At 43.4% G+C, this 15,028-nt stretch carries 10 protein-coding genes and 2 tRNA genes; 9 read left to right on the forward strand and 3 right to left on the reverse strand.

Going from position 1 to position 15,028, the window contains the following annotated elements; all coding sequences use genetic code 11:
* Window positions 1-38 precede the first annotated feature (38 nt).
* Both FHS90_RS05985 and FHS90_RS05990 read left to right on the forward strand, forming a co-directional pair.
* Complete coding sequence (locus tag FHS90_RS05985) at window positions 39-587, forward strand: hypothetical protein (RefSeq protein ID WP_182512356.1); 549 nt, start codon at window positions 39-41, stop codon at window positions 585-587.
* 1,255 nt (window positions 588-1,842) lie between these two features.
* Window positions 1,843-2,475: a tetratricopeptide repeat protein gene (locus tag FHS90_RS05990; protein WP_066835082.1), complete on the forward strand. Its 633-nt coding sequence runs from the start codon at window positions 1,843-1,845 to the stop codon at window positions 2,473-2,475.
* A 186-nt stretch (window positions 2,476-2,661) separates the two neighbouring features.
* Here FHS90_RS05990 and FHS90_RS05995 read toward each other — a convergent pair whose 3' ends face one another.
* The gene (locus tag FHS90_RS05995) at window positions 2,662-3,201 is read right to left on the reverse strand and encodes an RNA methyltransferase (protein ID WP_182512357.1); all 540 of its coding nucleotides are present in this window, start codon (window positions 3,199-3,201) and stop codon (window positions 2,662-2,664) included.
* 569 nt (window positions 3,202-3,770) lie between these two features.
* Here FHS90_RS05995 and mutS point away from each other — a divergent pair.
* From mutS to FHS90_RS06030, 7 genes are all read left to right on the forward strand, one after another.
* Window positions 3,771-6,356 carry a DNA mismatch repair protein MutS gene (gene mutS / locus FHS90_RS06000; protein WP_182512498.1) on the forward strand — a complete coding sequence of 862 codons (2,586 nt, stop codon included), beginning with the start codon at window positions 3,771-3,773 and terminating at the stop codon, window positions 6,354-6,356.
* A gap of 440 nt (window positions 6,357-6,796) precedes the next feature.
* A tRNA-Gly gene (locus tag FHS90_RS06005) sits at window positions 6,797-6,872 on the forward strand.
* A 70-nt stretch (window positions 6,873-6,942) separates the two neighbouring features.
* Window positions 6,943-7,026: transfer RNA gene (locus FHS90_RS06010), tRNA-Leu, on the forward strand.
* A gap of 304 nt (window positions 7,027-7,330) precedes the next feature.
* Window positions 7,331-7,600 carry a helix-turn-helix domain-containing protein gene (locus FHS90_RS06015; protein WP_182512358.1) on the forward strand — a complete coding sequence of 90 codons (270 nt, stop codon included), beginning with the start codon at window positions 7,331-7,333 and terminating at the stop codon, window positions 7,598-7,600.
* Window positions 7,601-7,602: 2 nt separating this feature from the next.
* Complete coding sequence (locus tag FHS90_RS06020; RefSeq protein WP_182512359.1) at window positions 7,603-7,830, forward strand: hypothetical protein; 228 nt, start codon at window positions 7,603-7,605, stop codon at window positions 7,828-7,830.
* 299 nt (window positions 7,831-8,129) lie between these two features.
* Window positions 8,130-9,305, forward strand: coding sequence for a hypothetical protein (locus tag FHS90_RS06025; RefSeq protein WP_182512360.1), 1,176 nt, complete (start codon window positions 8,130-8,132; stop codon window positions 9,303-9,305).
* Window position 9,306: 1 nt separating this feature from the next.
* Window positions 9,307-11,169, forward strand: coding sequence for an ATP-binding protein (locus FHS90_RS06030; RefSeq protein WP_182512361.1), 1,863 nt, complete (start codon window positions 9,307-9,309; stop codon window positions 11,167-11,169).
* Between the two features lie 172 nt (window positions 11,170-11,341).
* Here the strand turns inward: FHS90_RS06030 and FHS90_RS06035 are convergent, their stop codons facing one another.
* Together FHS90_RS06035 and FHS90_RS06040 are read right to left on the reverse strand one after the other, a co-directional pair.
* Window positions 11,342-12,982, reverse strand: a complete 1,641-nt coding sequence (locus FHS90_RS06035; RefSeq protein WP_220482999.1) for an AlwI family type II restriction endonuclease — start codon at window positions 12,980-12,982, stop codon at window positions 11,342-11,344.
* Window positions 12,983-13,042: 60 nt separating this feature from the next.
* A complete protein-coding gene (locus FHS90_RS06040) occupies window positions 13,043-14,941 on the reverse strand; it encodes a Dam family site-specific DNA-(adenine-N6)-methyltransferase (protein WP_182512363.1) in 1,899 nt (632 codons plus the stop codon).
* Between the last annotated feature and the right edge of the window lie 87 nt (window positions 14,942-15,028).

Here is a 15,028-nt window from a genome sequence, read left to right on the forward strand (position 1 = left end):
TCCAGAAAAACCTTCCATTCCTGAAAGGCAGAAAACGGATGTATTCTGCCAGTTTCACCAAGGACGATTATTTTGAACGGTACAGCTTTGCCGGCACCTTAAACCAACTTCTTAAGGTGCTGCAAGCAACGCCGTCTCCTGTACTGCTTACGCAAGAGAAGGTTTGTTTTCAGAACATTCCCTTTGGCACTTCTTTGAAGGAGGTGGTGAAAGTGATGGGGAAGCCGCAGCATGAGGTATCTGCCCAGGCCGAGGTGCCCGGGCACAAGGCGTTTATTTTTAAAAGGAAAGTGGGCCCCATTGGCGTCACCTCTTGTCTGCATTTCCTGCACGGAAAGTTATTCCTGGCCCAGTGTGTGGTACGGCACCCTTCACCAGAGGAAGTGGCCTATATGGCTTCTGTATTACAGGAGAAGTTTCCGCCCGTGCACCCGCAGGAGGTGAAAACATCTTTTGCGATCTGTGATGGGCTGGGAAACCAGGTGGTGCTGGATCAGACCTCGTACTTACGAATCAATTATATCTGGGCTGATGAAGGAGTAAGATATGCCCTGCATGCGCTAGCCCGCAGGCAAAAGGTTTCTTAAGCCAGGTGTGGCGGGGCAATTTGTTACCCTGCTACGCATGTCTCTTCCTGAAAGGACTATGCAATGACGTTGTGTAGTCCTTTTGCTTTTAGAACCATTCATTCCTGGCGTATGGGCTGCAGAGTATCTGCCAACCCCGAAGCGGTTTCCTGTTTTTTGTAGCGCTGTTACAAGGTTCTAAACCGCATAGGCAGCACCCTGCTCTGGCCAGTGGGGCTTCCAATTCAAATAACCACTAAGTAAGCCGTACCTGCTCTCTGTTTTAGGGCTTGAGCCTGTTTAGTATTTTCTGATCATTGGCGCAAGTGTCTGCTTTTTTGTAGTCTTTTGAAACTATTTGCTTCTGTTTCTGGCCTGTTTTCGCAAAAGAAGAGCCAAAACAGCGACACAAGCGGGTGCTGGCGCCAGTACAGAAGCTATCTAAAGCTCATTTTGGGAAATGCTAAACAGGCTCCTTGTTTAAATTTTGATTTTGCGAGCGAAAATTGGGAGCGAAAGGTTCTGGCGAAGCGTTTTTTGAGCAGCATACGCCCCACTATGGTGCGAGAAAAAGGCAAAGTCAGGTTCTTTTGATACCCGTTTGCAGCGCAAAAGACAAATTTAAACATGCTCTTAGGGCTGTTTTTATGGAAACAGGCTGAAAACAGATTTTTCTCGGGTGCAGCTACCCCAGGCCGAAACTGAGTAAATTTTACGCTACCTGGCTAATGCCTTCTCTCGCAGAAGCTGTAGAGCTCTGGATCACAAAACCTGTAGCCGTAAGCAGGCCTTAAAATTCTCCTACAGCTTTCTTGAAATCCTCTAAGCAGGTGGGGAGAGGCTAACCAATGAACCATGTGGGCCTGCAGTTAATACTTGTTCTAAAATGAGAGGAAAAAATTTTGGCTCATTTTAATAAAAAATTTAACTGGTTTTGCCGGGTTTTGTAGTATGTTAGCAAAATATTGCATCATAAGAGTGGCTTTCAAGGGCAAAGCCAAAAAATGGAGAAATAGATTTGCGCATTCGTCGGGGTAAAAATGATTTTCAACGGGTAAAACGGGGTGATTAACGTCTTTTCAAGTTGATTGAGCCAATTCACGGAATTTTACAGCACTATTTTATGAAAACCATTGCACTTAACTAAAGAATCTCCTTATATTTGTGTCATTCTTGTAACTAGTTGTAATTTTTAGGAGTATAAAAGACTCCTGATTCGCTGGTTAGAGGATTCCCCCGCAGAAGATTGGTTAGAAAAGTCAATAAAAATATCAAGATGATTCAAAATATCAGAATTGTGTTGGCGCTCGTGTGCTTTGCAGCTGTTTCCTTTACTTCAGTTGCTGGCGGTGGCGGAGGAGATGTGGCTAAATCTATGGCCGCCTCAAAAATGCGGGTGAAAGAAATCACCCAGGTGCTGAAGCAAAACCCACAAAATGCTCAGGCATACGCAGACCGTGCGGCTGCTAAGTTGGAGTTGGGCGATGCGTTTGGTGCCATCAAAGATTTTAACGCGGCCGTTGCCATCGCCCCTGAGAATGTTAATTTCCTGCAGGCCCGTGGTAATGCTTTCATCATGGTAGAGGCCTTCAAAGAAGCCTTGAATGATTTCAACGTGGCTCTTTTGAACAACCAATCTGTTGAGCTGATCTATGACCGCGCCGTTGCCAAGTTTCATTTAGAAGATTATGAAGGTGCTTTGAGTGACCTTGACCAAGTGGTTGCCGCGGCGCCAACGCATGACAAAGCCCTTTACAACCGTGCCGTTGTGAAAATGGACATGAAACAGACAGAAGGTGCCATTGCTGACCTGAACGTATTCTTACAGCAGAACCCTAACCATGAGCAAGCCCTCTTTACGTTAGAGCTGGCCAAATCTCAGCTGGAGAAAAAAATAGCGAAGCGATAATTCCATACTTTATATAAAAGCAGAAAGGCGAGATGAAAATCTCGCCTTTCTGCTTTTATGGGCGTAGCTAAATGAGTTGGGCAAAGCATTGGCTGTTTTTGGCCTGTTTTTCTGAAAACAGGCCAAAAACAGAGATTGGCAGGCTTGACTCTGCAACCGAACACCTCAGCGGCCCTACGTGCCACTCTAGAGCGTAGGAGCCAGAAGTTTACTCAGCACATCCCACACCACCACGCCCACGGTCACAGACACGTTCAACGAATGCTTGGTGCCAAACTGCGGAATCTCCAGCACCCCATCAGCGGCCTCTATCACCTCGTCTTCTACCCCAAAGACTTCATTCCCGAACACAAAGGCGTATTTCCCGTCGGCCGCGGGCTGGAAGTGGGGGAGCTCTGTGCTGCCCTCAGCCTGCTCAACGGCCCAAACAGCATAGCCTTGCAGCTTCAACCCCTGCACGGCCTCCAGCGTGGTGGGTACATGCGCCCACTCCACTGATTCGGTGGCGCCCAGCGCTGTCTTGTGAATCTCTTTGTTGGGCGGCGTGCCGGTAATCCCGCAGAGGTAGATCTTCTCCACGGCAAAGGCATCTGCGGTTCTGAAGGTGGAGCCCACGTTGTGCAGGCTGCGCACGTTGTCTAAAACCAGCACCAACGGATTTTTTTGCTTATTTTTGAAGTCCTCCACCGAGTCCCGCTGGAGTTCCTCCATGCTTAATTTGCGCATAGTCAAAAGTGTTTTTCGGCGTAGCCGAAGAATGGAGTGCAAAGGTAACACATTGGGAGGACTGACGCGTTTTTGGCCTGTTTTTCAGAAATGAGACCAAAACCAGCGGCAGGCAAAGGAAGAAACGGGAGAGCCGTTTTTGGCCTGTTTTTCTGAAAACAGGCCAAAAACAGGAAATAGGAAGAGAAAATTCTGACGCGCATTCCGTGCCCCTTTGAAGGGGGTGGGGGGATGACCAAGGCGGTTGAGAGGTGAAAAGCATTAGTTTTACGCCAAAACAGCTGGCAGAAAAGCCATCAGGAACGCCTTTGTCTGCACAAGAAATCAGGCCCCTGCCCCCGTCAAAGGCGGACTGGAGGCGTGATTTTTTCAGAAAGAGCAAAACCAGGCAAAGCCGTTTTTGGCCTGTTTTCTGTAAAACAGGCCAAAAACGCATTAGAAAGAAAAATAAAGAGGTGTCTGATGGGCTAAACCAGGAGCAGAAATTCCAAACGAGCACATCAGTACCTTAAAAATATTAGCACATTACCACCTTGAGTAAATCTGCAGAGTTCAGCGCCACGCCGCTGATGAAACAATACAATGCCATCAAGGCCAAACACCCGGGCGCGCTCCTGCTCTTTAGGGTGGGCGACTTTTATGAGACCTTCGGTGAAGATGCCATCAAGGCCAGCAAGATCCTGGGCATCATGCTCACCAAGCGCGGCAACGGCAGCGCCGCCGAGACAGCCCTGGCCGGTTTTCCGCACCACTCTATGGACACGTACCTGCCCAAGCTGGTGCGGGCGGGGGAGCGGGTGGCCATCTGTGACCAGCTGGAAGACCCTAAAACCGTGAAAGGCATTGTGAAGCGCGGCGTGACCGAGCTGGTGACTCCGGGCGTGTCGTTCAATGACCAGGTGCTGGACCAGAAACGCAACAACTACCTGGCGTCATTGCACTTCGGGAAGGAGCTGATTGGCATAGCGCTGCTGGATGCCTCTACCGGTGATTTCATGCTGGCGCAGGGCGATGCGGGCTACGTGGCGAAGCTGCTCCAGAATTTCGGCCCCGCCGAGGTGTTGTTCTGCAAAGGCAAGAAAGAGACGTTCTTCCAGAGCTTCGGGCCAGATTTCTGCCATTACGGCCTGGACGAGTGGGTCTATAGCTATGACTTTGCGCTGGAGACGCTCACCAAACAGTTCAATACCCAGAGTCTGAAAGGTTACGGGGTGGAAGGCCTCACCGAGGGCATTACCGCCGCGGGCGCCGTGCTGCACTACCTGGCAGAGACCCAGCACCATGACCTGCGCCACATTTCGGCCGTGGGCCGATTGGAGGAAGACCAGTACGTGTGGCTGGACCGCTTCACGGTGCGCAACCTGGAGCTGATTTATCCGCAGCACCCGGAGGGCGTGCCCTTGATTGACGTGCTGGACAATACTATTACACCCATGGGTGCGCGCCTGCTGCGCCGGTGGCTGGTGCTGCCGCTCAAAGACGCGGCGCAGATAAGAAGAAGGCTAGACACTGTGGAAGGGCTGCAGGAACGCCCCGAGCTGCTGCAGGACATCAGCCATTACCTGAAGCAGATCAGTGACCTGGAGCGCCTCATTTCTAAGGTGGCCGTGCGCCGCGTGAACCCGCGGGAGCTGCTGCAGTTGGCGCGGGCGCTGGAGGCCACGCTGCCCATCAAAGAACTGCTGGCGGTGAGCGGCGTGCCCGCCCTGCAAAAAATGGCCGACCAACTGTTGCCCTGTGAACGCATCAGGGACGAAATCAAAGCCATTCTCAAGCCAGACGCGCCCGTGCTCACCAACCAGGGAAACCTGGTGAATGACGGCATTGACGCCGAGCTGGACGAACTGCGGGCCATTGCGTTCTCGGGCAAGGATTACCTGTTGCAGCTTCAGCAGCGCGAGGTGCAGAACACGGGCATTTCATCGTTGAAGATTGCCTATAACAAGGTGTTCGGGTATTACCTGGAGGTGACGCACGCGCACAAAGACAAGGTGCCCGGCTCCTGGATACGCAAGCAGACCTTGGTCAATGCCGAGCGCTACATCACCGAGGAACTCAAAACCTACGAAGAGAAGATTCTGCACGCCGAGGACCGCCTGTATGTGATTGAGCAGCGCATTTTCAACGAACTGGTCTTGAGTACCGCCGAGTTTGTGCCCCAGATTCAGCAGAACGCCAAGGCGCTGGCCGTGCTGGACTGTCTGGCCAACTTCGCGCAGCTGGCCCAGCAGAACAATTACGTGAAGCCAGAGGTGGATGAGAGCACGGTACTGAACATTACCCAAGGCCGTCACCCGGTGATTGAGAAACAACTGCCGCCCGGTGAGCGCTACGTGCCCAATGATATCAGGCTGGATAATGACGAGCAGCAGATCATCATCATCACGGGGCCCAACATGGCGGGTAAAAGTGCCTTGCTGCGACAGACGGCCTTGATTGTGCTCATGGCGCAGATTGGCTGTTTTGTGCCCGCCGAGGCGGCGCAGCTGGGCGTGATTGACAAAATCTTCACCCGCGTGGGTGCCTCAGACAACCTTAGCCGCGGCGAAAGTACGTTCATGGTGGAGATGACCGAGACAGCCAGCATCCTGAACAACCTCTCTGACCGCAGCCTGGTTTTGATGGACGAGATTGGCCGCGGTACCAGCACCTATGACGGGATTTCCATTGCCTGGGCCATTGTAGAGCACCTGCACAACGCGTCCAAAGGTCGGGCCAAAACGTTGTTCGCGACGCATTACCATGAACTGAACCAGCTCACCGAAGATTTCCCCCGCGTGCGGAACTACAACGTAAGCGTGAAAGAGAGCAACGGCAAGATCCTGTTCATGCGCAAACTGGTGGAAGGCGGCAGCGCCCACAGCTTCGGGATACAGGTGGCCCAGATGGCGGGCATGCCCAACAGCGTGGTCATACGCGCCAGCGAAATCATGCACCACCTGGAGCAGGAGAAAATCAGCCATCCGCACCAAGACCCGCAGGAAACCCTAAAAAGCCTGCCCAAGCAGCCGTACCAGCTCAGCATGTTTGAACTCAACGACCCGCAACTGGTGCGCATCAAAGAAGTGTTTGAGAAGCTGGACATTAACACCATTACGCCGGTTGAGGCGCTGCTCAAGCTCAACGAGCTGAAAATGCTGGTAGACAAGAAATAAGGGCCTCGCCCTGGTCCCTCTCCCGCAGAGAGGGGAGCGTGCTTTTCCGTTTTTGGCCTGTTTTGGCGAAAACAGGCCAAAAACGGCATTTACGGGTACTTTCTGGCGCGAATCTCCATACTCGTGGCAAAGGATGAAGCGGGACTCCAGACTCGCCGGGAGGCACTGAAAGAAAACACGGGAGTCTGTAGACTCCACCCACCTTTCGGCGCGAGTCTGGAGACTCGCGCCAGCGTAGCCTAAAAAGGAAACCTTGTTTCTGGGCTGTTTTCAGGAAAACAGCCCGGAAACGCGTGAGGGTAAGAAAAGACTGAAAAATTTTCTGCCTGATTTTCAGAAAGAAATGCGTTTGGTGAAGATTTTTTTATGGGCACCTCTTGACTTTAGAGAAAAAGCGCCTACCTTTGTATCACTAATTCAAACAGCGAGTTAGTAAAAACGCGAAAGTAGCTCAGTTGGTAGAGCGCGACCTTGCCAAGGTCGAGGTCGCGGGTTCGAACCCCGTCTTTCGCTCCAGATAAAAGACGTTGCTTCGGTAACGTCTTTTGTTTATCTACCTACTCCGTTTCTCCTGTAGGAACGGGATGCCGGGATGGTGGAACTGGTAGACACGCAAGACTTAAAATCTTGTGACCATTAGGTCGTGCGGGTTCGATTCCCGCTCCTGGTACGTGAAAAAGCCGCTTTTTTAAGCGGCTTTTTTTATTGGGTCAAACATAGGTCAAACAATTCAGGTTGAATAGTCCAGTTATAAACAATCAATTTTCTGTTATAGGCTCTATTCTGGTGCATCATCTATAAAGCAGTTGCGAGGTAAAATTTGCAACTGCTTTTTTTCATACGACATAGCGCAAGAGAGAGTACCATTGAAGCTTTGTCTCTCAAATGATTAGTTAAATAAGATGATTGGTAAATGACTATCCTTGCAGGTATTCAAGTCAAAGATTATATTTGTTAAGTACCATGCTATTTGTATGCAAGTTATTTGCTTAGAAGAAGAGGCTTTTTATACTCTCATTGACAAAGTAGTTGATAGAGTCAAAGGAAAGAATAACATTCAAGAGGATAAGTGGGTTTCAGGCGAAGAGGCTATGCACAAGCTGCGTATCACTAGTAAAACAACTCTGCAAAAGCTTAGAGACACCGGGGCCATACGCTTTACTCAGCCTGAAAAGAAGATCATTCTTTATGATACAGATTCGATTGAATCTTATCTAAATAAGCATGCGCATAATGCATTATAGTTATGGAAGAGCAGGAAAAAGAAATTTACTTCATCAAAGGTTTTAACAATGGCTATCTGCTAAACATTCACGAGCCGGAGCTATTAGATGGCATACTCAAATCAGGTAATCATAAAAGCGACTATGTGAGGGCAATGGCTCTAGGAAAAAAGCAGCATGAGAAGGAACAGCTCATGGATGAGATGAAGCAGAGCAGGGAGCGGCAAAGAAACATAAAAAGAGGTAGATGAATACTTCTGTTAAAATTAGCCTATTACGTGATCGGGGATTAACTGCTTAGGTGAGGCTGTGCAGTTTTATTTTTAGTGAGTTAGTTTGCAATACCAGAGAGCTCTAATTAATAGGTTTAAAAACAATGCTTTATGACTTTGGTTTGGATACGGCCATTGCCCATCCTTCTTTCATGAAGTTAATCTATGATTATAGGAAATTTTTATCATAAATGTTATAACTAAGTTGGTGTTGAAAAATAAATTGGAAGTAATAAGCGGTTTATTTTACATTAGCTAGAATTACAGCAGGCAAAACAATGGAAGATGATAAGTTTAAGAAAATAGTTGAAAGTTGCCACCTTAACTTCCTTATAGGTTCAGGGGCATCTAGAAATTACTTTGAGACATTAGGGAATGTAGAAAATATTCTAACAGAGCTTTCCGCTGAGCCTGCTTCTAATGAGAAAACGATTGTAGAAGTATCAATCAAAAGCGATTACTTCCAGAAAGCAATATTAGGCAATAGAGGCTTGATTGACAGTGCTTTTGCGACTGACCCTACAGAACTTGCAAATACAAAGCAGAACTATATCGATTTTTTAATAGCTATTAATATTATACTACTTAGGCGAAAAAGCAGCATTATTGGTAAACAAGTAAATTTATTTACAACCAATATGGATATCTTTCTTGATACAACTCTTGAACAACTTAATATTGAATATAATGATGGTTTTTCAGGAAAGCTAAATCCGACTTTCTCCACAAGTAACTATCGCAAAAGTATATTCCAAAAAAGCCCCCATTACGAGAACAAGGCCGAGCTGCCACTTTTTAATCTATATAAGTTACATGGTTCAGTAACTTGGAAAACTGATGCTAATGATATAGTTTTTGATGCAAGCCTAAGCACGTTATCCAAAATCAACAAAGTTAGATTGTCTGGCAAATTGCTATCATCTCTAAAAGATGCCACAGGAAAGGACAAAAAGCTAACTGAGTTGTTCGCTGATGCAAAATCACTGCATATTGACAGTGAGTTTGAAAAATTTATTGCTGCATACCGGCAGCTCGTGATGATAAATCCAACTAAGGATAAATTCGAGACAACAACAATTCAATACACTTACTACGAGCTTCTTCGCATCTATTCGAATGAACTAGAAAAAGAAAACTCTATTTTGTTTGTGTTTGGTTTCTCTTTCGCAGATGAGCATATACGTGAAATTACCAAGCGTGTCGCAAATTCTAATCCTACATTACTGATCTGCATTTTTGCTTATAGCGACAGTTCTAAATTAGATATTGAGGGCAAGTTGCAGATGAATGATTTTAAGTTTCAGAATGTAGAGGTCATCACAAGTGGTGACTTTGCCACATTGAACAAGTCTTGGTTCATTAAATTAGCTCATGAGCTTGATAAAGAATCCTTTGAAAAAAGGAAAGGAGACATAGTTGTAAATGTGACCTTGCCGCCAGCCGTTGTTGCTTGAGATGGAAATAATAGATAGTATCATTAAAGTTGGCGAAGTAATCGCTGTAAGAGGAAGAAGCGTAGAAGTTCGTGTTGATACAACGAAGAACGCATCGCACTTACTCTTTCGTGGCGAGTTATTAAAAAATGTATCAGTTGGTAGCTATGTAAAAATAGCAAAAGGATTTACCTACCTAGTTGGAAAGATTGAAGGCGAATTTATAATTGAAAATAAGTCTGACAATGACCGCATCTATCACAACTACCAAGAAAAAATTAAGCGCGTACTTCAAATTTCACTGATAGGGTACTTAGAAGAAGGTTTATTTAAACAGGGAATAAAAGAATTACCTCTAATAGACAATGAGGTTTCTCTTTTAACTGTGAGCGAATTTAATCTAGTCCACAAATTTGTTCAAACCGGTGAAGAAACTATTACTATTGGTAATCTCGCGCAAGAAAAAACAAAATCAATTGAGTTAAGTGTAGATAGGCTATTCGCAAGCCATATTGGTATTTTTGGTAATACAGGAAGCGGGAAATCATACACATTAGCAAAACTATATCACGAATTAATAAACCGATTTAAAGAAAACAAGAAGTTTCAAACAAATGCCAGATTCTTTGCCATTGATTTTAATGGCGAATATATCAATCCTGATGATACTATTGATGATGACGTTCTGATTGAAGAAAAATACAAATCAGTTTACCGGCTTTCAACCGGAAAAAGCGGTAGCAAAAAAAGATACCCAGTTTCTCTCACAGTCATTAATGACGAACATTTTTGGTCACTAATACTTCATTGCACAGAAAAAACCCAAACTCCATTTGTTTCTAGGACCTTAAAAAATGATTTTTTGGAAAGCAATATCAGGTCGAACTCTGGCTTTTTAAATTTAGTTAAACAGGCATTAGAAACAATAACTACCAAAATAACTCCCAACCAAGAAAAAGGATTGGTTCATAGCTTTCTAGATGAGTTAGCAAAATTTGGTATTATCAATAAAGTAAACGGTCTATCTGCCTTAATTGCAGATTACAAAAGAAACTTGAGTTTCCATTCCGGCAATCGCAATTATTATTATGGAACAACTTACTCTAATACCCCTGCATTTGTGCAGGAAATAATCTATAGAAAAGTAGATGCTCTAACTCCTGATATAACCGAATTGTCAGAAATTCAAGTAATAAGGCTTAAAATATTATTTCAGTTCTATTATGAAATACACAATGGATTTTCAAATAAAGAACACATAGGCCCATTGATGGGAAGACTTGATGATAGGGTTGCGGAACTGGAAAAGGTTGTAAAGATAAAAACTAGCAATGATAGGGTAAATCTTTTAACTGTTGTTTCGTTAAAAGATGTAAATATAAATATGCGCAAGGTTTTGCCTTTGCTTATTTGCAGGCAGATATATGAAGAAAAAAAGCGAGAGGCTAACAAAGAGAAGTACCTTAATATCATTATTGATGAAGCTCATAATATCTTATCTCACTCATCAGATCGTGAAAGTGAAACCTGGAAGGATTATCGTTTAGAGACATTTGAGGAAATTATCAAAGAAGGGAGAAAGTTTGGGGTGTTCTTAACGATCGCTAGCCAAAGGCCATCCGACATCTCAAGTACAATTATATCACAACTTCACAACTATTTTTTACATCGTTTGATTAACAATAAAGATATTGAGGCAGTAGAAAAAACAATTTCATACCTTGATAAAGTTTCTTTTGACTCTTTACCGATACTTCCAAGGGGCAGTTGCATACTGGCTGGATTAGCAGCTCAATTGCCTATTATAATTGAAGTGGGGCGGGTGAATGACCAGTATAAGCCTTTTAATGATACAATGATACTTACTAAGCACTGGCTTGATTGAAATAGTCACATAAACTAATGAAACTAATGAAATTTTGTTTGTCAGTTTTTTAGCAATTTAAAAAAAAGAAGGTTTGTAGAACCCTATGGGAATTGCTTTCGAAGATTGGATAATCATCAACTCAGTTATAATTTAAGAAAAAGGTTTACTAACTTTATAATATAATAGAAAGTTAATAAGAACTTAATGCTAAAACTTTTTCGGTAATGATCTCATTAATTTGAGCTTTCCAAACTGGCGCTTCGTTCTCTCCTCTTAATGTTGTGCAGGATTTTAACAATTCGAGAACATGATTTACATTAATTCTTCCTGATGTAAATATTGCAACGAAAAAGTCTCTAAATTGTTTTAGGGTCAAGGGTATTATATCTAAAGTCATTCGCTCATCATTGGAAGCATACCAAACACCTATTCTAAAGGTTTCTGCAGTATTACTGTCTATCTTATTTGCCATGAAGAGGCCATAAACACTTTTATTAGGATAGCGCGATACAAGATCAGCAACGTGTCTGCGAACTGGCTCACCTTCCGCTGCTTCTTGGCGAGAATTATCTGTAAGTGTTACTTCTCCAACTATAACAAAGTCTTCGAATTCAAAGATGAGGTCTGGGCCTCCACCTGGAGCGGTGCCAACTGGCAAGAAATCCTGATCTATTTTAAAACGGCGAGCCTCATAAGGAGCATTTACTAGGCTGTCAATTGCTAAAAAGGCACGCCACAGAACCCATTCAAAATATGCAGGAGCTTCTGCTTGGGGTACTTCAATTTCTGTTTCATTAGCTAGTGTAAGAGATTTGCGTCTGGTTATTATTAAGTCCATATAACCAACTATTTCTTCCCAATGTGCTACCTGTTGGTCTGCAAACTCTTTTTCTTTTAACTTGAAAAGCTGATCTTCTACTTCATGACGAATATTCGAAACATCAGCGGCAGTTGTGAGTGTTATATCCGGTGGGGAAAATTCAATTCCTTTCGAACGTACTTGATCAATTAAATCCTTTAGTACCTCTAAACCAGTTTCTATATTATCTGTAGGTAATGACGCACCATTAGTAATATTTTTTAAATAATTTAACTCATTTTCAGGAACAGCTTGATCTAAAATAAGCTTTTCTATAAAAACACGTCTTTCCGGTACAATTGAAATTCCTCTTCCTTTGGTTTGAATTAATCCCGTGGCTTTTAAGTAACGGAAATTTGTATCGGCGTAATCAGAGAAAGTATTAGCAGCGTAGTTATGTATTTCTGCAGCTTTAGCTTTTTCCTGCTGATCAAATCTCCTTTTGCTAGATGAATCAAGTCTAGCCTGCCTTAAAGCTAAAATTTGTTCTACAATTTCAGTGATTGGTTGGTTAGAATTTGAAAGCTGTACCACAACGGCCATTTCAATAAAATTCAAGCGACTTTCACCTGTTATGCGCTCTAATTCTAATAAAATGCTTAATGTATGCCTAAGTGGTGAGAATGGCGCAAAGTCATATCCAGACTCTACAGGTGATGGGATGTAAAATGCAGCCAGAGAGCGTAAAAAGCACTCTTGAATAGCAGGAACAGGTTCTGCTTGTATCAAACGCCTACCGTTTGGGGTGATTGCATCTAATAAGCCAAGGTCAGTTTGATTAATTTCTCTGGATACCTCCGGATAAATAAAGCCCAGTTTTTCCAATGCAGAACGCCATTTTCTTCCTACACTGTAAGTTACGTCGCCTCGTAAAGTAACTACCCCTTTTTCTCCTAGGAGATTCATAAAGGCAATTTCCTGGTCACGTCCTCTGAGATTACCCTGCAATGCAGATGATGCTAATGCAATCAAACCATCCCTAAGCCTAAAAGGACTCCTTACTGTTGTGTTACCTAAATGCCAAGGTCTCATTTAATAGCCAACAAATAAATATTCCTGAACATCATTTTTATTATTCCCAACCTTGTTGCCTTGGTTGCCAAATGAGTATTTATAATTCACAGGAATTACATCAACATGGCTTTTGTGCTTGGCTAGCAAGGCAACCATTTCATCAAGGGTAGGTAAACTGTTCGATGAATAAGAAACTAAGATAACACTATTTCGGAAACGCTTAAACAATGCATTGAATGCTTCTGCAGCCCCTTTCCTTGAAGAAAAGGGAGTTGGGTAAGATTTGAATTTTTTTGTAAGGGTATGCTCTTGTATTTCTACTCCCTTCCAATCTCTTGCAATGCCCTCTACAAAGTGATAGCGACGGACATATTCATTATCTGAAAATGGCGAGTAATAAGGCGGATCGATATATACCAAAGATTTTTCTTTTCTTGGTATCAATGTCATGGCATCGCCATTTCGAGATTTATTTTTTTTGCCATTATCAAAGACTGCATTATTAATTGAATTCACCGCTTCCAGAAACTGGCTCTCAAAGGAGAGAAGCAGATCTTTTCTCCCATCATTGTATTTATGGCCAACATAAGTAAAGATTCCTCTTGGTCTTTTCTTTAGGCAGGCTCTTATTAACGCGGCAGTTGCAATAGCATGTTTATATTTATTATTAATCTGTTTGATATTTGTTCTGATTGTATCAATCAGTTTGTTCTCATCATCAGAAAAATATAATCCTGCAAAGGTGCTTTCAACAAAGTGATCTGTTTCAGAATGAGGTTGAAGCAAGGCTATAGCCTCCTTTTCACTTAAAGTAACAGCACTGTTTTCCACCATTGCTTTAGTAAAAGTCGAGGACATGGTCATATAATCATTGCTGATAACTGCCTTGCCCTGGGATTTGAACATGTATCCTACAATTCCAGAGCCAGAAAATAGGTCATAAGCAGTGTCAAAATCGAATTGTGAAGCAATGGCCCAAATTTCCTCCAGCAGCTTATTCTTAGAGCCCATATATCTCGTGGATGGGTATTTCAAAGCCTGGGCAGGGAGTGCAGCTGGGACAAGCTTTAAGTTAAAGCGAGGTTTGGGAGGAATAGTCACAACAACATCTTCACCGGTACGGCCAGTACCGTTACAAGAAATATATCTTTTAGTTGGAATAACTTCTACCTGAAATTTGCCATACTGCTCATGTACCAATGGATGGTTAGAGTTTGTGAGAATTATATGACATCCTAGGTCATGCAAGCGCATTACCTCACTAAATAATTCGTGGTGATCTTCCTCGTAAAACTGTTCCTTGGTATATCGCTTAAAATCAGAATATTCTGATACTGGCAAATATGGAGGATCTAAAAATATAACATCCCCAGGTGCCGCGAACTTTTTCAATACGTCTTTATAATCACCACATACAATTTCCGATTTTCTTAGTAATTGCGATGCAGATAGTAAAGATTTTTTATCAATGATTTTAGGGTTTTTATATTTGCCAAAAGGAACATTGAACTGTCCCTTCTTATTGACCCGATAAAGACCATTAAAGCAAGTTCTATTTAAAAATATCGTGCGGGCTGCAGCTTGATGTGGGCTTAACTTTGTCCAATCCAATGCTCTAGCGGCATAAAAATCTTCTTCTATGTTGTTGAAATGACTTAAATGCTTAATTACTAAATCTACATTGTCAGCAACTGATCTATATAAATTAATTAGCTCAGGATTACTGTCGGCAATAATTGCATTTTTAGGATTTAAAGAGAAATATAAAGCTCCGCCTCCAAAAAAGGGCTCTATATATTTGTTAAAAGAACTTGGTATCTTAGGCAATATGGTGGGAAGCAGTTGAGTCTTGCCACCAGCCCATTTTAAGAGCGGTTTGCATTCAACAAGTTTACTTTTTATTGCAGGCTCGCTCATAATCTTCTTATTACCAATATATTGTAGATTTCGTATATTATACGACATTCTACTTCAAAAAAAGGGATTATTTAGACGATTATCAAG

It is taken from the genome of Rufibacter ruber, from assembly GCF_014138425.1.
Classification (GTDB): Bacteria; Bacteroidota; Bacteroidia; order Cytophagales; family Hymenobacteraceae; genus Nibribacter; species Nibribacter ruber_C.

Bases quoted from the DNA above. Each gene is read 5' to 3' on its own strand.
- FHS90_RS05985 (WP_182512356.1), top strand. From the start codon at position 39: ATGTATTCTGCCAGTTTCACCAAGGACGATTATTTTGAACGGTACAGC.
- FHS90_RS05990 (WP_066835082.1), top strand. From the start codon at position 1,843: ATGATTCAAAATATCAGAATTGTGTTGGCGCTCGTGTGCTTTGCAGCT.
- FHS90_RS05995 (WP_182512357.1), bottom strand. From the start codon at position 3,201: ATGCGCAAATTAAGCATGGAGGAACTCCAGCGGGACTCGGTGGAGGAC.
- mutS (WP_182512498.1), top strand. From the start codon at position 3,771: ATGAAACAATACAATGCCATCAAGGCCAAACACCCGGGCGCGCTCCTG.
- FHS90_RS06015 (WP_182512358.1), top strand. From the start codon at position 7,331: ATGCAAGTTATTTGCTTAGAAGAAGAGGCTTTTTATACTCTCATTGAC.
- FHS90_RS06020 (WP_182512359.1), top strand. From the start codon at position 7,603: ATGGAAGAGCAGGAAAAAGAAATTTACTTCATCAAAGGTTTTAACAAT.
- FHS90_RS06025 (WP_182512360.1), top strand. From the start codon at position 8,130: ATGGAAGATGATAAGTTTAAGAAAATAGTTGAAAGTTGCCACCTTAAC.
- FHS90_RS06030 (WP_182512361.1), top strand. From the start codon at position 9,307: ATGGAAATAATAGATAGTATCATTAAAGTTGGCGAAGTAATCGCTGTA.
- FHS90_RS06040 (WP_182512363.1), bottom strand. From the start codon at position 14,941: ATGAGCGAGCCTGCAATAAAAAGTAAACTTGTTGAATGCAAACCGCTC.